15 protein-coding genes and 2 pseudogenes are annotated in these 21,409 nt (G+C 73.0%); 5 read left to right on the top strand and 12 right to left on the bottom strand.

The window, feature by feature from the left end; translation table 11 throughout:
• The 6 genes from EBH09_RS29980 to EBH09_RS29955 all read right to left on the bottom strand — a co-directional run.
• On the bottom strand, window positions 1–1,852 hold a 1,852-nt coding region (locus tag EBH09_RS29980; protein WP_121750032.1), incomplete at its 3' end, for a DUF5107 domain-containing protein.
• A 162-nt stretch (window positions 1,853–2,014) separates the two neighbouring features.
• Window positions 2,015–2,581, bottom strand: coding sequence for a GNAT family protein (locus tag EBH09_RS29975; RefSeq protein ID WP_121750031.1), 567 nt, complete (start codon window positions 2,579–2,581; stop codon window positions 2,015–2,017).
• 53 nt (window positions 2,582–2,634) lie between these two features.
• On the bottom strand, window positions 2,635–3,558 hold the full coding sequence (locus EBH09_RS29970) for an LD-carboxypeptidase (protein WP_121750030.1): 924 nt from the start codon (window positions 3,556–3,558) through the stop codon (window positions 2,635–2,637).
• Window positions 3,559–3,563: 5 nt separating this feature from the next.
• Window positions 3,564–5,531 (bottom strand): prolyl oligopeptidase family serine peptidase, encoded by a 1,968-nt coding sequence (locus EBH09_RS29965; RefSeq protein ID WP_121750029.1) that lies wholly within the window; start codon window positions 5,529–5,531, stop codon window positions 3,564–3,566.
• A gap of 45 nt (window positions 5,532–5,576) precedes the next feature.
• Window positions 5,577–6,935, bottom strand: coding sequence for a M20/M25/M40 family metallo-hydrolase (locus EBH09_RS29960; protein WP_238697475.1), 1,359 nt, complete (start codon window positions 6,933–6,935; stop codon window positions 5,577–5,579).
• Window positions 6,928–7,761, bottom strand: a complete 834-nt coding sequence (locus EBH09_RS29955; protein WP_121750028.1) for a M55 family metallopeptidase — start codon at window positions 7,759–7,761, stop codon at window positions 6,928–6,930. The genes EBH09_RS29960 and EBH09_RS29955 overlap by 8 nt, the downstream gene beginning before the upstream one ends.
• A gap of 330 nt (window positions 7,762–8,091) precedes the next feature.
• Here EBH09_RS29955 and EBH09_RS29950 point away from each other — a divergent pair, with 330 nt between their 5' ends.
• Entirely contained in the window at window positions 8,092–9,306 is a 1,215-nt protein-coding gene (locus tag EBH09_RS29950; protein WP_121750027.1) for a cation:proton antiporter, read from the top strand.
• A 53-nt stretch (window positions 9,307–9,359) separates the two neighbouring features.
• Here the strand turns inward: EBH09_RS29950 and EBH09_RS29945 are convergent, their stop codons facing one another.
• From EBH09_RS29945 to EBH09_RS29930, 4 genes are all read right to left on the bottom strand, one after another.
• Window positions 9,360–10,085, bottom strand: coding sequence for a class I SAM-dependent methyltransferase (locus EBH09_RS29945; RefSeq protein ID WP_121750026.1), 726 nt, complete (start codon window positions 10,083–10,085; stop codon window positions 9,360–9,362).
• 148 nt (window positions 10,086–10,233) lie between these two features.
• The gene (locus EBH09_RS29940; RefSeq protein WP_193776608.1) at window positions 10,234–12,705 is read right to left on the bottom strand and encodes a SpoIIE family protein phosphatase; all 2,472 of its coding nucleotides are present in this window, start codon (window positions 12,703–12,705) and stop codon (window positions 10,234–10,236) included.
• A 145-nt stretch (window positions 12,706–12,850) separates the two neighbouring features.
• Window positions 12,851–15,253 carry an MFS transporter gene (locus EBH09_RS29935; protein WP_121750024.1) on the bottom strand — a complete coding sequence of 801 codons (2,403 nt, stop codon included), beginning with the start codon at window positions 15,251–15,253 and terminating at the stop codon, window positions 12,851–12,853.
• A 149-nt stretch (window positions 15,254–15,402) separates the two neighbouring features.
• Complete coding sequence (locus EBH09_RS29930; RefSeq protein WP_121750023.1) at window positions 15,403–15,846, bottom strand: SRPBCC family protein; 444 nt, start codon at window positions 15,844–15,846, stop codon at window positions 15,403–15,405.
• Between the two features lie 172 nt (window positions 15,847–16,018).
• Between EBH09_RS29930 and EBH09_RS29925 the strand changes: the two genes are divergently transcribed.
• Entirely contained in the window at window positions 16,019–17,065 is a 1,047-nt protein-coding gene (locus tag EBH09_RS29925; RefSeq protein ID WP_121750022.1) for an Rv2578c family radical SAM protein, read from the top strand.
• Between the two features lie 461 nt (window positions 17,066–17,526).
• On the opposite strand, the pseudogene EBH09_RS40005 reads toward EBH09_RS29925, so the two are convergent.
• Window positions 17,527–18,099, bottom strand: a pseudogene (locus EBH09_RS40005) (N-acetylmuramoyl-L-alanine amidase); the annotation flags it as partial.
• Between the two features lie 332 nt (window positions 18,100–18,431).
• Here EBH09_RS40005 and EBH09_RS29915 point away from each other — a divergent pair.
• The 3 genes from EBH09_RS29915 to EBH09_RS29905 all read left to right on the top strand — a co-directional run bounded on the left by EBH09_RS29915 (window position 18,432) and on the right by EBH09_RS29905 (window position 21,047).
• A complete protein-coding gene (locus EBH09_RS29915) occupies window positions 18,432–20,027 on the top strand; it encodes an alpha/beta hydrolase (RefSeq protein ID WP_121750021.1) in 1,596 nt (531 codons plus the stop codon).
• Window positions 20,028–20,088: 61 nt separating this feature from the next.
• On the top strand, window positions 20,089–20,487 hold the full coding sequence (locus EBH09_RS29910; protein ID WP_121750020.1) for a RidA family protein: 399 nt from the start codon (window positions 20,089–20,091) through the stop codon (window positions 20,485–20,487).
• Between the two features lie 56 nt (window positions 20,488–20,543).
• Entirely contained in the window at window positions 20,544–21,047 is a 504-nt protein-coding gene (locus tag EBH09_RS29905) for a GNAT family N-acetyltransferase (RefSeq protein WP_121750019.1), read from the top strand.
• A 4-nt stretch (window positions 21,048–21,051) separates the two neighbouring features.
• On the opposite strand, the pseudogene EBH09_RS39350 reads toward EBH09_RS29905, so the two are convergent.
• Window positions 21,052–21,409 (bottom strand): annotated as a pseudogene (locus EBH09_RS39350) (adenylosuccinate lyase); the annotation flags it as partial.

The raw sequence follows: 21,409 nt of genomic DNA, 5'->3' as shown, positions 1-21,409 counted from the left end.
AGACGGCCCGCGCCGCCTCGCGCCGGCCCTCGGCGACCAGCAGTTCCGCCTCGGTCAGCCGGAACCGGCCGCGGGCCCGGGTCCCGGGGTGCAGCCGGTCCCACACGGCGCGGGCGTCCGCCGTGCGCCCGACCGCGAGCAGCGTCTCGATCGCCTCGCGGCCGAGCGCCGCGGCGACGGCCGTCCCCTCCGCGTCGTCGACGGGGACGTCCGTCTCCTCCCGCCGCTCGCGCAGTCGCTCGCACAGGTCGTCGAAGGCCTCGGCGTACCGGTCGGCGGCCCGCTCGTGGTGGCCGTCCTCCCGGTCGGCGACGGCGAGGCAGCGCAGCAGTGGCCAGCCGGCGGCGGCGGTCTTCAGGCCCCGCTCCCAACTGCGCACCGCCTGGGCCCGGTCGTCGCCGTGCCACTGGGCGACGCCGAGGTGGTACTCGGCGATCGGCGTGGCGGCCGTGGTCTCCAGCATGTCCCGCCAGGGCCGGGCGACCAGCGTGTCCCCGGGCGGTTCGTGGTGTCCCGGTTCGGGCAGGGACCCGGCGCGCAGCAGGTGCAGCCAGGGCCGCTGTTCGTCGCCGAGGGTGTGCTCCTCGAAGGGCGTGCCGGGCAGCTTCCAGCCCGCGCGCAGCACTTCGAGCGCGCCCCAGCCCGACCCCGTTGCGAGGATCTCGCCGGGCTCGGCGTCGGCGTAAGGCCGCCAGGCCTCGTAGGCCGCTTCGACGTCGGCGCGCGGCAGTAGCGCCTCCAGCCGCTCCTCGGCGCCGCGCAGTACGGTGTGCCACTCGCCCTCGGGTGCCGCGTCGAGCGGCCCGTAGGCCTCCAGCCACGACACCTCGCTCTCCGCATCCAGCTTGACGTGCTCCAGCTGGGTGCGGGCGAGCCCGGCCTGGATCTCGCAGTAGCCGCCGGTGCCGGGCTCGGTGAGCCACTCCTGCCAGCGCCGGCCGCCGGGGCCCGTGCCCCACACGAACAGCTTGCGGCCGCGCAGCACGTCGGTCGACGTCTGCGCCAGCCCGCGGCCGTGCTCGTCGAGCGCGGCGATCCAGCGGCGCCGGCCGTCCGGCACCTCGTAGAAGTAGTCGGCGGCGTACGTGCTGTTCAGCGGGTACGTTCGGTCGGCTCCGTCGTACGACGGGACGGGCACCCGGCGCAGTCGCCGCTCGTAGCCGAAAAGCCAGGCCTCGTCGGCGGGGGCGAGGACGCGCCGCTCCTCGGGCACGGCGATGTTGGACCACCAGTACGCCGGCACGGGGCGCTCGTGCGGATTGCGGATCCGGACGCCGACGCGAAGGAAGTCCGAGCCCTCCGGCAGCCACAGGTCGACCTGGAAGGGCAGGTCGCGCAGTCGTTCCCACTCCCACAGGCGCAGCATCTCGCCGCCGTCGGGGGCGGGCACGCGGGCGGCGTGCACGGGCGAGCAGGACAGGGTGGTGTGGCCGGTGGCTCCGATGTTCCATTCGACGCCGCCGGAGAACCAGGCTCCGTTGAGGGCGAAGTTGGCGGGCTGGAGCACCGGGTTGACGTAGAGGAGCTCGCGGTCGGTCGGCTTGTGCAGGAGGGAGGCGATGCGGCCGCCGAGGCCGGGCAGGACGGTGGCCCGCAGCCGGTCGTTCTCGATGACGAGGGCGTCGATCTCCCTGACCTCGCGCCGCCGGTCGTAGCCGTCCCGGACCCGCACGGGCAGCAGGCTGCGCAGTGGCTCGTAGTCGACCTGACGGGCCATGTCGCGCGGCAGGCCGGCCCGGTCGCGTTCGTCGATGCGGTGCGCCTCGTCCAGGGGGCGCAGCGGTGGCAGGGGGTTGTCCGGTCCCAGCGGCGCGGCGGGCAGGCTCAGTACCTCACGTCGGATCGTCGTCACGCTTCCCCATGGAAGCCGCTCACCGGTGCTGTGAACAGGGGCCCCGTCGGTCACGTTCGCGCGACGTCGCTCACGTTTGAACCGCTGGGTGCCGTGTCGGCGGCGGCGGCGGCGGCGGCTAAGGGTCGTGCGGTCGACGCACGCGCGACGAAACGCTGGAGATCAACCGGAGGTAACGGTCTCGGCGGTGATCGCCCAGCGCTGGTGGTCGCGCCAGGCCCCGTCGATGTGGAGCATCCTCGGCGAGAAGCCCTCCAGGTGGAAGCCGCAGGCCCGGGCCAGCGCGATCGAGGCGAAGTTGCCCGGCTGCACGTTGATCTCCAGCCGGTGCAGCCGCATCGGTCCGAACGCGTACCGCACCACGAGATCCAGCCCCTCGCGCATCAGCCCGCGCCCGGCCGCGTGCGCGAAGGCGCCGTAGCCGAGGGCGCCGCTGAGGAAACCGCCCTCGACGATGTTGTTGATGTTGACGAACCCGGCGATGGAGCCGCCGCCCGCCCCGCCCGTGTCCTTCTCGCACAGCAGGAACCCGGCCTTCGTCCGGTCCTCGATCAGCCTGGCGGCGTAGGCCTCGTACGCCTGGGCGCTGTCCGGCGGGAAGAGCCACGGGCGGTGCAGGTCCTTGCTCTCCCGGGCCCGGGCGGTGAACTCGGCGCCGTCCTCGTAGGTGAAGTGCCGTATCCCCACGCGAGGGCCCTCGGCGAGGTGGCGGGATGCGTTGTGCGGCATTTCGCCAGCCTACGACGCCTTGTCGCCGCACGCGGGGCCGGTCGGCACCGTGGTCAGCGCAGTGCCGGCCGGTCCAGCGTCAAGGTGCCCGCGTCCGCGTCCAGTTCCGCCGTTACGCCGAACGGGACGGTCAGCGCTCCCTCGCAGTGGCCGAAGCCGAAGTCCTCCACGACCGGCACACCGAGGCCGCCGAGCCGGTCGGCCAGCATCGGCCGCAGCCGCTCGTAGGGCTCGCACGCGTGCCACGAGCCGAGCAGCACCCCGCCGACCCCGTCGAGCCGGCCGGCGCGCAGGAGCTGGGTGAGGTAGCGGTCCAGCCGGTACGTCTCCTCGCCCACGTCCTCCAGGCACAGCAGGCCGCCGCGCGCGGAGGGCCGGGCGTGCGGGGTGCCCAGTTCGGCGGCGAGCAGGCACAGGCAGCCGCCGAGGGTGGCGCCGCGCGCCCGGCCGGGGACCATGGGCGTGCCGCCGGAGGCGATCACGCGGACCGTCTCCGGAGCGAACAGGGTGGCCCTCAGATGCTCCTGCGCCCGCGCGTTCTTCAGGAAGTCGATCCCCGCGGCCATCGGCCCGTGCAGTGTGACCAGGCCCAGCCGGGTGGCGAACGCCTCGTGCAGCGCGGTGATGTCGCTGAACCCGACGAGCACCTTCGGCCCGGCCGCGCGCATCGCCTCCCAGTCGAGCAGGTCGGTCACGCGCTGCGCGCCGTACCCGCCGCGGGCGCACAGCACCGCGTCCACGGACGGATCGCACCAGGCGGCCTGAAGGTCGGCGGCCCGGTCGGCGTCGGCGCCCGCGAGGTAGTCGAAGGTGCCGTGCCGGTCCAGGACGTGCGGGCCCACGACCGGGTCGAGGTCCCAGCCGCGCAGCACGTCCAGGCCCGCCTGCAGCCGCTCCTCGGGGACGGGCCCGCTGGGGGCGACGACGGCCACCCGGGCGCCGGGGGCGAGCCGGGCCGGGCGGGTCAGGTCTCTCACCCTCGTCACCGGTTCAGTGCCAGGGTCGGAATGCCGCGCGGGTGCAGAGCGAACACTTGGGCGTAGAGGGAGAGTTCGGCCTCCAGAGCGCGCACCATGGTCTCCGCCCGGCGGAATCCGTGCCCCTCGCCCTCGAAGGTGAGGTACGCGTGGGGCACTCCCCGGCCCGCCATGCGGGAGAGGAACCGTTCGCACTGCACTGGCGGGCAGATCACGTCGTCCAGCCCTTGGAGCAGCAGGAACGGCGCGGTGACCCGGTCCGCGTGCTCGGCGGGCGACCGCTCGACGTACCGGTCGGGCACCTCGGCGTACGGGCCGATGAGGCTCTCCAGGTACCGCGACTCGAAGTCGTGGGTCTCCCCCGTGCCCCAGCCGGTCAGGTCGAGGATCGGGTAGCTGACCGTGCCGCAGGCGTAGACGTCGGTCGTGGCCAGCGAGGCGGCGGCCGTCCAGCCACCCGCGCTGCCGCCACGCACGGCGAGCCGCTCCCGGTCGGCGGTGCCTTCCCCGGCCAGGGCGAGGGCGACGGCGGCGCAGTCCTCGACGTCGACCACGCCCCACTGCTCGCGCAGCCGGTTGCGGTACTCCCGGCCGTGCCCCGTGGAGCCGCCGTAGTTGACCTCCGCGACGCCGATGCCGCGCGAGGTGAAGTAGGCGATCTCCAGGTCCAGTACGAGGGGAGACCGGCTGGTGGGGCCACCGTGCGCCCAGACCACGTACGGCGGCAGCTCACCGTCCGGTGCGAGGCAGGCCGGGCTGTGCGGCGGATAGAGGTGGGCGTGGATGTCGCGCCCGGCGGGTCCGGTGAAGGTGCGAAGCCGCGGCTCGGGGTAGTACGCCGGGTCCACCGCGTCGTCGTGCGGGGCGCCGATCACCCGGGCCCGGCCGGTACGGGCGTCCAGCTCGACCACCTCGTAGGCGCTGCGCGGGCTCGCGCCGACCGCCACCACGCGCTCGCCGTGCGCGGCGAGGGTCGCCGCGAACTCGGTCCAGGGGCCCGCGGCGTCGACGACCTCGCCGGTCTCGGGCTCGAGTATGCCGAGGGCGGTGGCGCCGCGGCCGTGCACGACGGCGATCAGACCGCTGTCCAGCGGGGCGAACCAGCGCTGCCCGAGCTTCCAAAGCGGCCCGCCGAACTCCTCCTCACGGGCGCAGAGCGGCCGGCCGTCGCGGTAGAGGTTCCACCAGCCGGTGCGGTCGGAGGCGTGGAGCAGAGCGCCGTCGGGCGCCCAGTCCACCTGGGCGATGGACTCCTCGGGCCCGCCTGCGACTGTCCGGGCGTCCCGGAACGTGCCGTCGGGGCCGATCTCGGCCACGACCAGGTCGGTGCCGTCCCAGGGCATGCGCGGGTGGTCCCAGGCGAGCCAGGCGGCGCGCCGCCCGTCGGGCGAGACGCGGGGGCCGGTGACGAAGCGGTGCCGGGCGCCGGTGAGTTCGCGGACGGCGTCCCGTCGGCCGGCCGCCGAGCCGTCCAGCGGCACCGCCGCCAGGGTTCTGCGCACGTCGCCGGGCCCGTCACCGGTGAACTCCTCCAGGACGCACCACACCTCACCGCGCTCGCCACGCACCTCCGGCTCGGCCCAGCGCAGCCCGCCGCCCACCGGGGAGACGGGCGTCAGTGGACGCGGTTCGCCGCCGCCCGGCCGGTAGGCGTACAGCCGCTGGTCGGCGAAGTTCACGAAGACCACCAGCGGCCCGGTGTCGGTCATGAGCGCGGCCCAGGGCCGGCCGCCGTACTCGATGACGCGGCTGCGGACGTTCCACGGGGCGGGCAGCACCGGCTCCTCGGTGCCGTCGGGGCGCCGCCGCACCAGCGTGCGCCGACCGCCCTCGGTGGGCCGGGGGGCCGTCCACCACACCTCGTCGCCGACGAAGGCCACGTCGTCGGGGCGCCCGTCGTGCGCGGCGGCGAGGGCCGCGTCGATGGGCGAGGGCCACGATCCGTACGGCAGGGTCCGCACCGACTCCCCCACTTTCTCCTCCAGATACTTGTCGGGCGGCCCCTGAAGGCCTGACCGCTACGCCGTGCGCAGGAAACGGTCGAGGACGCGGACACCGAAGTGCAGCGCCTCGACGGGGACACGTTCGTCGACGCCGTGGAAAAGGGCCTGGTAGTCGAAGCCCTCGGGCAGCTTGAGCGGCGCGAACCCGTATCCGGTGATGCCGAGCCGCGAGAACTGCTTGGCGTCCGTGCCGCCGGACATGCAGTACGGCACCACGTGCCCCTCGGGGGCGAACTCCTCGACGGCGGCACGCATCCGGGCGTAGGTCGGCGAGTCCACCGGCGCCTGGAGGGCGACCTCGCGGTGGGCGAACTCCCAGTCCACGTCCGGCCCGGTGAGCCGGTCGAGGGTACTGCGGAACTCGTCCTCGCAGCCGTGCAGGAAGCGCCCGTCGACGTACGCGACGGCCTCTGAGGGGATGACGTTGACCTTGTAACCGGCGTCCAGCATGGTCGGGTTGCTGCTGTTGCGGACGGTGGCCTCGACCAGTCCCGCGGCGGGGCCGAGTTTGTCCAGCAGCACGTCGACGTCGCACAGGTCGGTCTCGATGCCGTAGACGGCGGCGAGTTCGGTCAGGGCGGCGCGCACGGTCGGGGTAAGGCGCAGCGGCCACTCGTGGTCGCCGATGCGGGTGATCGCCGCGGCGAGCCGGGTGATCGCGTTCTCCCGGTTCACCTTGGAACCGTGTCCCGCCCGCCCCCGCGCGGTGAGCTTGAGCCAGCCCGTGCCGCGCTCACCGGCGGCGATCGGGTAGAACTGGCGGCCGGCACCGTCGTGGAAGGTGAACGCCCCGGACTCGCTGACGCCCTCGGTGCAGCCCTCGAACAGCGCGGCGTGCCGGTCGGCGAGGAAGCCGGAGCCGTCCTCGGCGCTGGCCTCCTCGTCCGCGGTGAACGCGATGACGACGTCCCGCCGCGGCCGTACCCCCTGCCGGGCCCAGTCGCGCACGACGGCCAGGATCATCGCGTCCATGTTCTTCATGTCGACGGCGCCGCGCCCCCAGACGACGCCGTCGCGGATCTCGCCGGAGAACGGGTGCACGCTCCAGTCGGCGGCCTCGGCGGGCACCACGTCCAGATGGCCGTGCACGAGCAGGGCCCCGGCCGACGGGTCGGTGCCCTCGATCCGGGCGACGACGTTGGTGCGGCCCTCGGTCCGCTCCAGCAGGGTGGGCTCGATCCCGGCCTCGGCGAGCCGTGCGGCGGCGTACTCGGCGGCCGGGCGCTCCTGGCAGTCACCGCCACCGCGGTTCGTCGTGTCGATCCGGATCAGCTCCGAGGTGAACCGCACGACCTCGTCCAGCGCCTGGGCGTCCGTACTCCCCGGAGTGCCGTCGAACGTGCCCCCGGGCGTGCTCCCGGCCTGCCTAGCCATACTGCTCCTCCACCGCTGCCGAGGCGATCGTGGTGACCGCCTTGAAGGTACGGATCGCCTCGAACATGGTGTCGTGGGTGTACGCCACCTTCCGCTCCGCGATGCGGGCCACTCCCGGCACGACGGTCGAGGCGGCCGCCAGGTGCTCGGCGTCGAACTCCACGGCGACGGTGAACGGCCCGCCGCTCACCGGCTCGTACCGCACCGCGAGCGCCGCCGCCTCCTTGGCCGCCGCCCGGATGTCGGAGGCGGTTCTCGCCGGCGTACGGCACACGGCCGCGTACCGCGACACATGGTCCTTGACCGCGACCTTCAGCGCCTCGGGCGCGTACCCGAGCGCGTCCTCGCAGGCCACGTCGTCCCCGGTGACCAGCACGACCGGCACCCCGTACTCGGCGACGACGTGGGCGTTGAGCAGACCCTCACTGGCTCTCGCGTCGTTCAGCCACACGCCGGTGATCTGGTTGGCGAGGTAGGTGTGCGCGAGGACGCCCTCCATGCCGGCGCCCGCGTGGTACCCGATGAACGCGATGCCGTCCACGTCCCCGTGCTGGACGCCCTCCACCATGGACAGCGCCTTGTGCCGCCCGGTGAGCATCTGCGTACGCTCGTCGAGCTGTTCCAGGAGCAGGTTGCGCATGGTCCAGTGCGCCTCGTTGACGAGTACCTCGTCGGCGCCGCCGTCGAGGAAACCCAGCACGGCGGCGTTCACGTCCGAGGTGAACATCGACCGGCACCGCTCCCACTGCGGCGTCCCCGGCAGCACGTCGGCCGGCCAGGTGACACCGGTGGCGCCTTCCATGTCGGCGCTGATGAGGATCTTCATGCCTCGAAACCGTACGCGCTGCCCAGCCGCCTCGGCCAGCGCTGTGGACAACTACCGGTGGTATGGACCACTGAACTCACCTCATACGCCTACGACCAGCCCTTCTACGAATTCGGCCGATCATAGGACCAGGCGTGGCCGATGTCCGCATCCGCCGCACCGGAACCGCTTCACCAGCGTGACGCACTGACCTCCTCCCCCCGACGGCGTACACCCGGTCGTCCCGGCCGCCGGAGCGAGGAAGACTGGCACCGTGCACGCCGTCAGCGAGAACGTCCACGCCGGTACGGCCATGTACCGCCGCGCCGCGTCCATGAACGGCGGCGCGCCATGACCCATCCGGGCACTCTCGTCCTGATCATGGCCGCCGCCGTCCTGGCGCCGCTCCTCGTGCACGCCACGGGACGCCGGCTCCGTGTTCCGCTGGTCGTCTTCGAGGTCGTCCTCGGCATCCTCATCGGCCCGCAGGTCCTGGGCTGGGCGCACCCCGACGAGGTCGTCGACACGCTCGCCGATCTCGGACTGTCGATGCTCATCTTCCTGGCGGGCTACGAGATCGAGTTCGCCGCCGTCCGCGGTGACACCCTGCGCCGCTCCCTCTGCGCCTGGCCGGTCTCCCTCGTCCTCGGGATCGGCCTGGGCCTCCTCTTCAGCGGCGGTGGGGTTTTCGAGGCGTTCGTCGTCGGCACCGCCCTGACCAGCACAGCGCTGGGCACGGTGCTGCCGATGCTGCGGGACCGCGGCGAACTGCGGGGACGCTTCGGGACGGTGGTCTCGGCGTTCGGCGCGGTCGGCGAGTTCGGTCCCGTCGTCGCCATGGCGCTGCTCCTGAGCGGACGCCGGCCCGCCGAGTCCGCGGCCCTGCTGGCCGCCTTCGGGGCGATCACCGCCGCGGCCGTCTTCTGGGCGCTGCGCCCGCGCCCGCCGTGGTTCGGCGAGCTGACCGAGCGGACCCTGCGCAGCAGCGGCCAGTTCGCGGTCCGGTTCGTCATGCTGCTGCTGGCCTGCATGCTGGGCCTCGCCGAGGTCTTCGGGCTCGACGTGCTGCTGGGCGCCTTCGCCGCCGGCGTGCTGACCCGCCTCGTACTGCACCGGGCCGCGCCCGCGAGCGGCGAGGAGGTCGTCGGAAAGGTGGAAGCCCTGGGCTTCGGCTTCCTCGTGCCGTTGTTCTACGTCGTCACCGGTATCGAGTTCGACCTCGAGGCGTTGCTGGACGATCCGGTCGCGCTCCTGCTGGTGCCGGCCTTTCTGCTGCTGTTCCTGCTGGTGCGCGGCGGACCGGTGTACCTGCTCGCCCCGAAGGACCTGAGCCGCACGGACCGGTCAGCCCTCGCGCTGTTCGCCTCGACCTGTCTGCCGCTGGTCGTCGCGATCACGACCATCGGCGTCGACCAGGACCTGCTGGGCACGGGCCGGGCCGCCGCGCTGGTCGGCGCCGCGATGATCTCCGTACTGGTGCTGCCTCTCCTCGCGACGCGGCTGCGCTCGGCAACCGGCGGGCCGGCGTCCGCCCAGGACGGGGCGAAGGACACGGAGGCGTGGTGACGCCCGGGCGGACCGCCTGCCACCGCGTCCCACGCCACCGCCCCGGGCGCCCGTCACTGGAGCCGCCCCGCCACCACCCACGTCGACGGCAGCTCGATCCGTGTGCCGTCGGGTGTGTACTCCGTGGTGATCAGCGGCAGTTCACCGCCGGCCAGGACGGTGAGTCCGGCCGCGCGGAGGTACTCCGGCACCGCCTCGTCGGGAACCGCTCCCGGGGTCAGGCCGTGCCGGAGGACGGGCGCCAGCTTGGCGGGCGGTCCCTCCGGCCCCTGGGCCAGCCCCGTCAGCACGGTCTTGGCCGCCTGGGAGGGCTCCACCAGGAAGGCGCGGCCGCGTTCCCCGAGGAGCGCGGCGAGGGCGTCGGCCAGCGGTTGCCGGTCATCGGGCTCGCACTGGTGCAGGACGCCCCGCACATAGACGTTGGCGTCTCCCAGCTCCGCGTGCAGCGTCTCCGCCTCGGCCTTGTCGGCGGCGTCCAGTTGCCGGTACACCGCCTGGCCGGCGGGGTCGGCGTGCCGGGCGTGGTCGAGGGCGGCGGCGCTCAGGTCGGCACCGACGACATGCGGGAAGCGGTCGGCGAAGTAGCGGGTCTGGGTGCCGTTGCCGCAGCCGAGGTCGATCATCGGCAGGCCGGGGTCGGTCAGGTGCGGCTCGAAGTGGGCCAGGTGGCGCCCGGCGGTCAGCATGGGCTCGGCGTCCCAGAAAACCGCCCCTTGGCCCTCGGGTGCCTCGTTCCAGAAGCCTTCCCAGGCGTCCCGGTACCGACTCGTCACGCTCATGCCCGTCTCCCCAGGTGCGACGACGTACAACCCGTCGGAGGTGACGGGCCCGTACGGTGTACCGCGCCCGGCGCACGGCCACAAGCGCCCGGCGCATTCCTTCACCGGACGTGCGAACGGAGTGCGCCCCCTGACTGCGCGCGGCGGCTCAACGGCGGGGCAGCGTCAGCTCGAACCAGACGGTCTTGCCGGCCTTCGTACGGCTCGCGCCCCATTCGCGGGCGAGGGTGCTGACGACACTCAGCCCGCGCCCGTTCTCGTCGTCGGGGCCGGCGCTGCGCAGCGTCGGCAGTTCGTGGTCGTCGTCGTCCACCTCGCACAGGAGCGTGTCGGCGCGGACCAGACGCAACTCGACGGGGCGGGAGTGGGCGTGCCGTACGGCGTTGGTGACGAGTTCGCTGACCATCAGTTCGGCGGGGCCGGCCAGTTTCGGCAGGCCCCAGTCGTGGACCTGCTCGCGGACCACCGCGCGGGCGCGGCCGACCTCGGCCGGGTCGCGGGCGAGGCGCCATTCGGCGACGGCGTCGGACTCGATGCCGCCCAGCCGTACCATCAGCAGGGCCACGTCGTCCTTGCGGCCGCCGCGTGTGCCCAGCGCGCGGATGATGGTGTCGCAGGCATCGTCCATGGACGCGGCCGGGTGGGCGGCGGACTCGCAGAGGGTGGCGAGGCCCACGCCGATGTCCTCACCGCGCACCTCCACCAGTCCGTCGGTGCACATCACCAGCCGGTCGCCCGGCGCCACCGGCACGCGTACCGCCTCGAAGGGCACTCCGCCGACGCCGATCGGCGCTCCCGTGGGCAGGTCGATCAGCTCGCTGGAGCCGTCCTCGGCCCGGACCAGCACGGGCGGGATGTGACCGGCGTTGGCGAGGTGCAGTTCACCGGCGATGGGGTCGTAGACGGCGTACAGGCAGGTCGCCAGGTGGGTGTCGCCGAGCCGCTGGGCGAGGGCGTCGAGGTTGCGCAGGAGTTGGGCGGGCGGCAGGTCGAGGCCGGCCATGGTCTGCACGGCGGTCCGCAACTGACCCATCATGGCGGCGGAGTTGAGGCCGTGGCCCATCACGTCGCCGACCACGAGGGCGGTGCGGGCGCCGGGCAGCTTGACCGAGTCGAACCAGTCGCCGCCGACCCGGCCGAGGAGCGTACCGGGCAGATAGCGGGTGGCGATGTCGCAGCCGGCCATGCGCGCGGGGATGTGCGGCAGCATGCTGTCCTGGAGGGTCTCGGCGACGTTCTCCTGGAAGGTGTACATGCGGGCGTTGTCGAGCACGAGGCCCGCGCGGGCGGCGAGTTCGGCGCCGGTGACCCGGTCCATGTCGTTGAAGACGGGCCGCTCCGGGTGCCGGAGAAGGATCATGAAGCCCAGGACGACGTTGCGCGCCTTCAACGGCACCAGCAGCATCGAGCGACCCGTGATGAGCGGCCGGATGTCCCGCTTCTCGAACTGGGAGGCGATGGCGTGGCCCATCTCCTCGGTGATGCGGGGCACCAGGACCGGCTCGCCGCTGGTCATGCACCGGAAGAAGGGGGTGTGCGCCGGGAACGGCATGGCTTCGCCGACCGGTACGACGTCGTCCCAGCGGCCGGGTTCGTCGGTGTGCTCCAGGGCTACCCGGTGCCACATCGTCGTCGTGTCCGGCACGCCGTCGGGGAAGCCCTCGCCGGCGACGACCTGTTCACGCAGATAGGTGCCGGCGACGTCGGTGAAGCGCGGGACGACGGCCTTGCTGACCTCGACGATGGTCCGGGACAGGTCGAGCGAGGTGCCGATCCGTCCGCTGACCTCGTTGAGGAACTCCAGGCGTTCGCGGACGGCGGCGTACTCCAGGTCCTCGGCCTCGTCCCGCAGTTCGTCCGGCACCGGCTCGCCCGCCGCCGGCGCCCGGGCCGCCCGCTCCCGGCGCGCCCTGCGCTCGGCGCGCCTGGGCACGCCCCAGTCGGGCGTGACCGGAACCCGGTCGTTCTGGCTGAACTCCAGTACCGGATAGCCAAGTTCGAGAACCTGCGCGACGATGCGGGCGCTCTCGCCGACGCTCATGCTGGGCAGGATCTCGGGGAGGCGCCGGGCCAGTTCCTCGGCGCCGGGGAAGTCGGTGTGCAGCGCGAAGCCGGGCGCGATCCGCTCGACGGTCGTCTCCTGCGCGCCGCCGTCGGCGTGGTCCCGGCGCAGGCCGTCCGCGTCGGCGGCCAGCACCAGCAGCCGCTCCCGACCGGGTCCCACCAGCGGGTACGCCCACCACAGCACGTCGACGCGGTCGTTGCCCGGCACGGTCAGGCGGGCGCGGCCCGCCGCCGGGTAGGACAAGCGCCCGTCGAGGGAGGACTCCAGCCCGGGTCCGAGGCCGTCGTAGGCCGCGTACGAGCCGTACCCGGTGACGTCCTCGTCCTCGGGGAGCACGCCCGAGACGGGCAGCAGGTCGGGGGCGGGCCGGCCAATCGCCTCCTCCTTGGGCAGGGCGAACAGCCGCCGTGCGCCCCGGCTCCAGTGGGAGACCAGCCCGTCGCGGTCCACCACGACGACGGCCAGCGGGACCCGGCCCGCCACGGGGTCCGCCGGCACGCTGCCGGGCCCGGCCCGGCGGCCTGGAGGTGCGTCCCGCTGGGTGCCATGATCCATGGCGTCAGGCCCTCTCTCCCCACGGCTCCGCAAGATCTGTGTCGCCGTCACCACGGTACGGCGGTGGCCGGTGACCATGTGCGGCAACGGGGGAATTGGTGGCGCGCAAACGCACCGGCGCACACCCGCGCGCCGGTGCCGGCTCTCAGTCCTCGTGCCCGAGCTGGAGGTCACGCTCCGTGCGGCCGCCGCCGGCGACCTGGAGGACGGTGGCCACGGGCGGGTAGCCGGCGGCGATGACGGTGTACTCGCCGGACGACAGGTCGACGAACCGGAAGGTGCCGTCGGGCCCGGTGGTCAGCGTGTCCACCACGTTGCCCGCGGCGTCGAGCAGCGTGACGCGCGCGTCCTCCACGGCCCGTCCGCCACTGGCGCGCACGGTGCCGCGCAGCACGGCGCCGCCGGCCAGCTCGACGTCCTGGCGGGTCTCCCGCGCGGCCTGGACGCTGACGGGCAGCGCGGCCGGACGGAAGGCGGGGGCGCTGCCGGCCAGGGTGTACTCGCCGGCCACCAGCTCGGTGATGACGTAGCCGCCCTCGCGGCCGCTGCGGGTGGTGGCGACGACCTCGCCGTGGACGTTGGTGAGCGTGACGGTCGCGTCGCGTACGGGGCTGCCGTCGGCGGTGAGCACGCTGCCGGCGAGACGGCCGGCGCCGCCGAGGACCACGTCCAGTTCGACCGGGCGTTCGCCGACGGTCACGGAGACCGCCTGCGGCTGGTGACCGCCGGCCGCGGCGATCAGGACGTACGCCCCCGAGCCGGGCGTGGCCAGCGCGTACCGTCCGTCGTCGCCGCTGGCGCCCCGGCCGATCTGCCGGCCGCCGACGTCGATGAGGGTGAGCGCCGCGCGGGGCACGACGGTACCGTCGGGGTGCTGCACCGTGCCGCAGACGGCGATGCCGGCGGCGTACGGCGACCGGGCCTGCGGGACGGGGGCGACGGACTGCGCGGACTGGGCGGTTTCCTGCTCGGTGACGGATGCGTTGTGGGACACCAGGGGTTTCTCCTTGAGGAAGAAGGCGATGAGCAGCCCGAGGACGAGTACCGGCACCAGGTAGAGGAAGATCCGCGGCATGGCGTCGGCGTACGCCCCGATGTAGGCGTCGCGCAGCGCCGGGGGCAGGGAGTGGACGAGCTGTGGGGTGATGGCCTCGGCGTCGGGCAGCCCGGCGCCCGCCTCGGCGGGGATCCGGTCGGCCAGGGCGTCGGTGAGCCGGTCGGCGAAGAGGGTGCCGAAGACGGCCGCGCCGACGCTGCCGCCGATCTGCCGGAAGTAGTTGTTGGCGCTGGTGGCGGTGCCGAGGTCGGCGGGGCGCACGGAGTTCTGCACGGCGAGGACCAGTACGGGCATCACCATGCCGATGCCGGCGCCGAGGACGGCCATCCAGATGCTGTAGTGCAGCCGGGGGGTGTCGGCATCGAGACCGGACAGCAGCCACATGCCGACGACGGACAGGGCGCTGCCGAGGATCGGGTGGGACCGGTAGTGCCCGGTACGGCTGATCATCTGACCCGAGATGATCGAGGCGCCGACGATGCCGCCCATCATCGGCAGCATCAGCAGGCCGGACTCCGTGGCGGTGGCGCCGTCGACCATCTGCAGGAAGGTCGGCAGGTAGCTGGCGGCACCGAACAGGGCGACGCCGATGACGAGGCCGACCAGGCCGGTGACGTTGAAGACGGAGTCCCGGAACAGCCGCAGCGGGATCAGCGGTTCGGGCGCGAAGTGCTCGGCGACCAGGAAGAGGACGGTGGCCGCGACCGCTCCGGCGGCGAGGCCGAGGATGACCTCCGATCCCCACTCGTACTCGGTGCCGCCCCAACTGGTCAGCAGTACCAGGCAGGTGGAGGCGGCGGCGAGCAGCAGCGCGCCGAGGATGTCGAGGCGGGGCTTGGCCGTCGGCTTGGGCAGCTTCAGCACCACTGCCACGACGGCCATGGTGACCAGCCCGAAGGGCACGTTGATGTAGAAGCACCAGCGCCAGGAGAGGTGGTCGGTGAAGTAGCCGCCCAGCAGGGGCCCGGCGACCGAGGCGAGTCCGAAGGCGGCGCCGATCAGGCCCATGAACCGGCCGCGCTCGCGGGGCGGCACGATGTCCGCGATGATCGCCTGAACGCCGATCATCAGGCCGCCCGCGCCGACGCCCTGCACCGCGCGGAAGGCGATCAGCTGGTCCATGGTCTGCGCCCGGCCGGCCAGTGCCGAGCCGACGATGAACACCAGGATGGCGAACTGGAAGACGCCCTTGCGCCCGAAGAGGTCACCGAGCTTGCCGTAGATCGGCAGGCCGACGGTGGAGGTGAGCAGGTAGGCGGTGATCGCCCAGGACATCTTCTCCAGGCCGTGCAGCTCGCCGACGATCTTCGGCAGCGCCGTGGCCACGATCATCTGCTCCAGCGCGGCGAGCAGCAGCGCCAGCATCAACCCGACGAAGACCAGCCGCACCCGGCGCGGACTGAGTCCGGCCCCCGCCTCCGGTGCGGGGGGCTCGGGAGGCGTCGGGGGTGCGGTGACCGGTTCGTCCTGCACCAGAGTGATCCCGCCCACGTCCCGCTCCCCTCATCACACCTGCTCACAATTGCCGCCTGGGGCGACAACTGCGAACAAGTGCGAAGAGTTACGGCATACGGCGGCGACCCGGGCGGATCACTCGAACCGGTGAGGCGGCCAACGGCCGCCCCGTATTTGCCCTTTGGCTACTTCTCGACCTCGGCGGCGAGCTTGGCGAGCATCGCGTCGTAGATCCGGGCGAGCCCCTTGGGCGCGAAGGTCTTCTCGAAGAATCCGCCGACGCCGCCGGCACCCTGCCAGACGGTGACGACGACCACGCGGGACTTGCCCTCCCCGGCCGGGGTGACCCGCCAGGTGGTGATCATGGAGGAGTTGCGGTCCTTCTCGACCAGCTCGCCGTCGGTCGGCTCGGTGACCTCCAGCAGGCAGTCGCGGACGCGCTTGCTGGTGGCCTGGAGCTTCCAGTGCACGAGGGTTCCCTCGCCGTCGCCGCCCTCGCGGACCTCGTACTCACTGAAGTGCTCGGGCAGCAGCTTCTCGCGGCTGCCGCTGTAGTCGGCGAGGGTGTCGAACACCGTCTCCGCGTCCGCTGCGACGATCCGCTCCGTAGTCGCCTCGACCTGCGCCATCGGGTTCCTCCAGGGCCTGGTTCTCGGGGTCCGGGCAAGCCAACCACCCCGCCGCCCGGCCACCAAATCGGGGGGCGCGAAGCGGCCCCGCACGACTCGCCCGCACGACTCGCCCGCACGATCAAGGGAACAAGTGTTCTATTGTGAGGGCAGTGCTACCGAGGAGGCGTCAATGCGCTGGGAGAACCTCACGGACTCCGACCACGCCCGGACGGCCGACTCCGCGCTGTTCGGCGCGGACGCGGTCACCACCCGCACGTTCGACACGCCCGAGTTCCGCGGCATCACCTTCCACGAGGTGCGGGCCCGCTCGATCCTCAACCGGGTGCCGGGCGCCTCGCGCATGCCGTTCGAATGGACGGTCAATCCGTACCGGGGCTGTACGCACGCCTGCGTCTACTGCTTCGCGAGGAAGACGCACAGCTACCTGGACCTCGACACTGGGCTGGGCTTCGACTCACAGATCGTCGTCAAGGTGAACGCGCCCGAGCTGCTCCGCCGCCAGCTGGCCTCGCGCCGCTGGCGGGGCGAGCACGTCGCGATGGGCACGAACGTCGACTGCTACCAGCGCGCCGAAGGCCGCTACCGGCTGATGCCGGGCATCATCGCGGCCCTCACCGAACGGGCCAATCCCTTCTCGATCCTGACCAAGGGCACGCTGATCCTGCGCGACCTGGAGCTGCTGACGCGGGCGGCCCGGGTCACGGACGTCGGCATCTCGCTCTCGGTCGGCTTCACCGATCCCGAGCTGTGGCGCACCGTGGAGCCGGGGACTCCCGCGCCGGAGCGCCGCCTGGAGGTCGTACGGACCCTGGGTGAGCACGGCATCGGCTGCGGCGTGCTGATGGCACCGGTCATCCCGTTCCTCAGCGACGAACCGGCCCAACTGCGAGCGACCGTAAGGGCGATCGCCGCCGCCGGCGCCTCGTCGGTGACGCCCCTGGTGCTCCATCTGCGGCCGGGCGCCCGGGAGTGGTTCATGGCCTGGCTCGGGCAGCACCACCCCCACCTGGTGCGCCGGTACGAGCGGCTGTACACGGAGGGCGCCTACGCCCCGAAGTGGTACCAGCGCCGGATCACACGCCAGGTGCACGACTTGGCCCAGGAGTACGGCATCGGTCCCACGCGCGCGGGGATGCCGCGGCGGATCGCGGAACCGGCACCGGCGGAGCCGGATCAGCTGACGGCGGCCGAGCCTGTCCAGCTCTCGCTTCTCTGAGCGCCGCCTTCCCGTAGCGGGATCTCTCGTCATGCCTCCCAGTAGAGGCCGCGGACGTACGCGGCATTGATGGTGATCGGCTGCTGGTCGGTGCTGTCGGCCGGGTAGTACATGAACTCGAACCGCAGCCGCTCGTCGGCGACGATGGACCCGCTGTTGTGGAAGTCGGCGAAGCTGCCGCCGCCGGTGCCCGTGCGTTCGATGATCGGGCCGTTCCAGCGGGAGCCGCCTGGACGCAGGTGGTAGAAGCGGCCCTGGAGGGTGGAGCCCGGCGGGACTTCCGCCTGGATCTGGGCCATGGCCTGGTAGTGGGACGCGCGGGTGAGCAGGTCCACTCCGTCGACGTTGAGCGTGGTCCACTTGCGGGGCGTGATCCGCTGGTCGTCACCGTCGTAGCGGCCGATCGCTCGCGGCATGTCGTCCTCCTCGGGATCGCCGGGGGTCCAGCCGGCGGGGTGGGTGAGGCGTTCTTCGATCCGGGCACGCATGGACGCCATGGTGAAGCCGCGCGGGTCGACCTTCCCGGGCTGCCATTCGAGGTGGCCGATCACGGAGCGCTCGTTCCAGCCGTGGTGGCGGCAGACGGCCGCCGCGGCGCGTTCGACGGCGTCCAGTTGGACGGCGGGCCAGGGGTCGTCGCCGTCTCCGAGGTTCTCGCACTCGAAGCCGTAGAAATGCCGGTTTCCGTCGGTGTTCGCCTCGTTGTCCGCCGGCGGCCGCGCTTCGTCGATGACGGCGCGCAGGACGTCGTCGTCTCCCAGGCCCGCGTGGTTGGCCCGCCCGTAGCCGACCAGGTGGACCCTGCCGTCCTTGGTGATGACGCCGTGGCACAGGGGGCCCGGCAGTCCCGCGTAGCCCTTGCGGCAGATCTCCACCGTGCGGGCGCTGCCCCGGGTCACCGTGTGGTGGATCATCACCCCGTGCACGGGCCCCCAGGGGCCCTGGTGGTTGCGGTTGTGTCCCTCCCATTCGCCGACCTCGACGACGACGAGGCCTTCTTCCCGGAGGGCCCGCAGGAAGCTCCGCGCCCCCATCGGCGCGGCCATCACCCGCGCTCCGGCCACGACCACGGGGGCGCCTTACTTCCGCTCGGGCTGGGTGGTTGGGGCATGTCAGCCTCCGATCGTGGGGGGAGGACCCGTCCTTGGTAGGTACCCGGTGTGAGCACCCGGTCCGCGCCGACGGCCGGGCCGATGGGGGCCACCGCATGGATCAGGCCATCCAGCGGGCCGTCCAGTCGAGGGCATCTGCCGACGCAATTGGGTCAACTCCGGGCAGATCGCGTTCCTGCGGTGGCGCTCCCCGGAACGATGCGGCGAGGACCGCGACCCGCGCGGACCGCAGCCTCTCCGTCCGGGAGGACGCCATGAGACAACGCGCAGCCGTGCTGTGCGGCGCCGCCGTCATCGCCGCCGGGACCGTCACGGCCGTCCCCGCCGAGGCGAGCGCACCGCACCCCGCGAGCGCACCGCCTCCCGCGAGCACGCCGCGGGCCGCGCAGCTCAGCTGGGAGAAGTGCGGCACCGCCGACTACCCGACGCTCCAGTGCGCGTCCCTCTCGGTGCCGCTCGACCACGCGCGTCCGGACGGGAAGCGGATCACGCTGGCGCTGTCCCGCGTCCCGCACACCGCCGCGAAGCACCAGGGACCGTTGCTGGTCAACCCCGGCGGCCCGGGTGGCAGCGGGCTGACGCTCGCCGGGTTCGTGGCGTCCTCGCTGCCCGCGGAGGTGGCCGCCCAGTACGACGTCATCGGGTTCGACCCGCGCGGCGTGGGGAGGAGCAAGCCCGCCCTGAACTGCCGGCCGGGGCACTTCGACCCGGTGCGCCCGGACTCGCTGCCCGCCACCCCGGCCGCCGAGGAGGCCGGCCTCGCGCGCGCGAAGTCGTTCGCCGAGGCCTGTGGCGAGCAGCACGCGGACGTGCTGCCGTACATCGACACGGTCAGCGCCGCACGGGACATGGACGTGATCCGCCGGGCGCTCGGCGCCAAGAGCGTCAACTACTTCGGCTACTCGTACGGCACCTACCTTGGCGCCGTCTACGCCAAGCTCCACCCGGACCGGGTGCGGCGCCTGGTCCTGGACTCCGTCGTCGACCCGACCGGCGTCTGGTACGACGCCAACCTCCGTCAGGACCTCGCCTTCAACGACCGTCACCGGGCCTTCCTCGCCTGGATCGCCGAGCACGACGCGACGTACGGGCTGGGCACCGACCCCGAGCGGATCGAGGCCGCTTGGTACGCCATGCGGACGGCACTGGCGAAGAGGCCCGCGGGCGGGAAGGTCGGGGCCTCGGAGCTGGAGGACACCTTCATGCCCGGCGGCTACTACAACGGCTACTGGCCCTATCTGGCGGAGTCGTTCGCCGCGTACGTGACCGCCGGGAACACCGACCCGCTGGTCGAGGCGTACGAGAACTTCGGGGCCGTGGACTCCTCCGGCGACAACGGTTACAGCGTCTACACCGCGGTCGAGTGCCGCGACGCCGGCTGGCCGCGCGACTGGGACGAATGGCGCGAAGACAACTGGGACGTGTACGACAAGGCCCCCTTCATGACCTGGAACAACGCCTGGTACAACGCACCGTGCGCCTTCTGGCCCACGGACTCGCGGCGGCCCGTGGACGTCGCCAACGACGAACTGCCGCCGGCGCTGCTGTTCCAGGCGACCGGCGACGCGGCCACCCCGTACGAGGGCGGCGTCACCGCGCACAGGCTGCTGCGCGGTTCCAGCATGGTGGTCGAGGAGGGCGGCGGGAACCACGGCATCACGCTGAGCGGGAACACCTGCCTGGACAAGCACCTGGCCGCGTACCTGGCCGACGGCACCGTGCCGCGCGGCGACGGCGAGGCGGACGCGGTGTGTCCCGCGCTGCCCGCGCCGAAGCCGCTGGAGTCCAAGGCGGCGTCGACATCCTCGCGCGGTTCGACGCTGCACGGGCTGCTCGGCTTCCGGGGTTGACCAACCACCCGCTCGACGGCCCTTCCAGGGCGCTGTCAGACCCATGGTCCACCATGGACGCATGAGTGAGCCGACCAGGATCGCCGCCCCCGACGGCGTCGCGCCCGCCGCCCAGTACACGCATGTCGTCACCGGCACCGGACGGTTCGTGGCCGTCTCCGGGCAGCTCGCCCTGGACGAGGAGGGCGGGCTGGTCGGCGAGGGCGACCCGGCGGCCCAGGCCCGCCAGGTGTTCGAGAACCTGCGCCGGTGTCTGAAGGCGGCCGGCGCGTCCTTCGACGACGTGGTGAAAATGACCTTCTTCGTCACGGACATGGCGCACATGTCCGCGATCCGCGCGGCCCGCGCCGAGCACATACCCGACGACCGGCTGCCGGCCGCGTCGGCGGTACAGGTCGCCGCGCTGGTCCGGCCCGAGTTCCTGCTGGAGATCGAGGCGTTCGCGGTCGTGGCCCCGTGAGTCGCGGCCCGGAGAGTCGCGGCCCGGAGAGCGGTCCGCGGGTACGGGTGCGGGAGATGACGCTCGCCGACTGCGACCGCGTGTCCGCGATCCGCGTCCGGGGGTGGCAGACGGCGTACCGGGGCCTCGTGCCGCAGCCGTACCTGGACAGGCTTGACGTGAGCGAGGACGCCGCACGGCGCCGTGACCTGTTCGCCCGCGCCCCGGACGACGTGGTGAACCTGGTCGCCGAGGACGACGGCGGCGAGGTCGTCGGCTGGGCCTGCCACGGCCCGTACCGCGACGGTGAACAGCTCACCGCCGACGCGGAGTTGTACGCCCTCTATGTGGACGCCGAGCGGTTCGGCACCGGCGTCGGCCAGGCTCTGCTCCGGGAGTCGGTGCGCCGGTGCACGGCCGCCGGGCACGCGCGCATGCTCCTGTGGGTGGTCGAGGGCAACGCCCGCGCCCGGCGCTTCTACGAACGGTCGGGCTTCCGCGTCGACGGGGCCGAGGAGCCGTTCGAGGTGGACGGGGTGGCGGTGCCCGAGGTGAGGTATGCCGGGCGTCTCGCCGGCTGACGGCTCACCGCTGCCCCGGGATCCGCGCCAGCGCCCGCACCGCCGCCTCCGCCAGGGCGGGGTGCGCCAGGGCCTCGTTCAGGACGGGAGCGGCACGGTCGTCGCCCAGCGTGCCCAGCCCGTCGACGCAGGCCAGTGCCACACGACGGTAGGGGTCGTGCGGGCGCAGCCGTCGCTCCAGCGTGGTGATCAGGGCGGGCACGGCCTCGGGCGCCCTCAGTTCGACCAGCAGCCGCACCGGGTGCAGGGCGTAGGCGACCCGCAGTTCGTTGGTGGCGAGGGCGGCCGCGGCGCGGGCGGTGCGGGGGTCGCCGAGCCGGGCGAGGGCGTGGGCGGCTGAGGCGCAGCGCGGCGGGTCGCGG

The organism is Streptomyces sp. E2N166 (genome assembly GCF_003671715.1).
Taxonomy (GTDB): domain Bacteria; phylum Actinomycetota; class Actinomycetes; order Streptomycetales; family Streptomycetaceae; genus Streptomyces; species Streptomyces thinghirensis.
This window is presented reverse-complemented; position numbering and strand designations above follow the sequence as displayed.

What these genes read in the sequence shown, in the direction of transcription:
- EBH09_RS29975 (WP_121750031.1), bottom strand. Translation starts at nt 2,581, where the DNA reads ATGCCGCACAACGCATCCCGCCACCTCGCCGAGGGCCCTCGCGTGGGG.
- EBH09_RS29960 (WP_238697475.1), bottom strand. Translation starts at nt 6,935, where the DNA reads ATGGCTAGGCAGGCCGGGAGCACGCCCGGGGGCACGTTCGACGGCACT.
- EBH09_RS29955 (WP_121750028.1), bottom strand. Translation starts at nt 7,761, where the DNA reads ATGAAGATCCTCATCAGCGCCGACATGGAAGGCGCCACCGGTGTCACC.
- EBH09_RS29950 (WP_121750027.1), top strand. Translation starts at nt 8,092, where the DNA reads ATGACCCATCCGGGCACTCTCGTCCTGATCATGGCCGCCGCCGTCCTG.
- EBH09_RS29945 (WP_121750026.1), bottom strand. Translation starts at nt 10,085, where the DNA reads ATGAGCGTGACGAGTCGGTACCGGGACGCCTGGGAAGGCTTCTGGAAC.
- EBH09_RS29940 (WP_193776608.1), bottom strand. Translation starts at nt 12,705, where the DNA reads ATGGATCATGGCACCCAGCGGGACGCACCTCCAGGCCGCCGGGCCGGG.
- EBH09_RS29930 (WP_121750023.1), bottom strand. Translation starts at nt 15,846, where the DNA reads ATGGCGCAGGTCGAGGCGACTACGGAGCGGATCGTCGCAGCGGACGCG.
- EBH09_RS29925 (WP_121750022.1), top strand. Translation starts at nt 16,019, where the DNA reads ATGCGCTGGGAGAACCTCACGGACTCCGACCACGCCCGGACGGCCGAC.
- EBH09_RS29915 (WP_121750021.1), top strand. Translation starts at nt 18,432, where the DNA reads ATGAGACAACGCGCAGCCGTGCTGTGCGGCGCCGCCGTCATCGCCGCC.
- EBH09_RS29910 (WP_121750020.1), top strand. Translation starts at nt 20,089, where the DNA reads ATGAGTGAGCCGACCAGGATCGCCGCCCCCGACGGCGTCGCGCCCGCC.
- EBH09_RS29905 (WP_121750019.1), top strand. Translation starts at nt 20,544, where the DNA reads ATGACGCTCGCCGACTGCGACCGCGTGTCCGCGATCCGCGTCCGGGGG.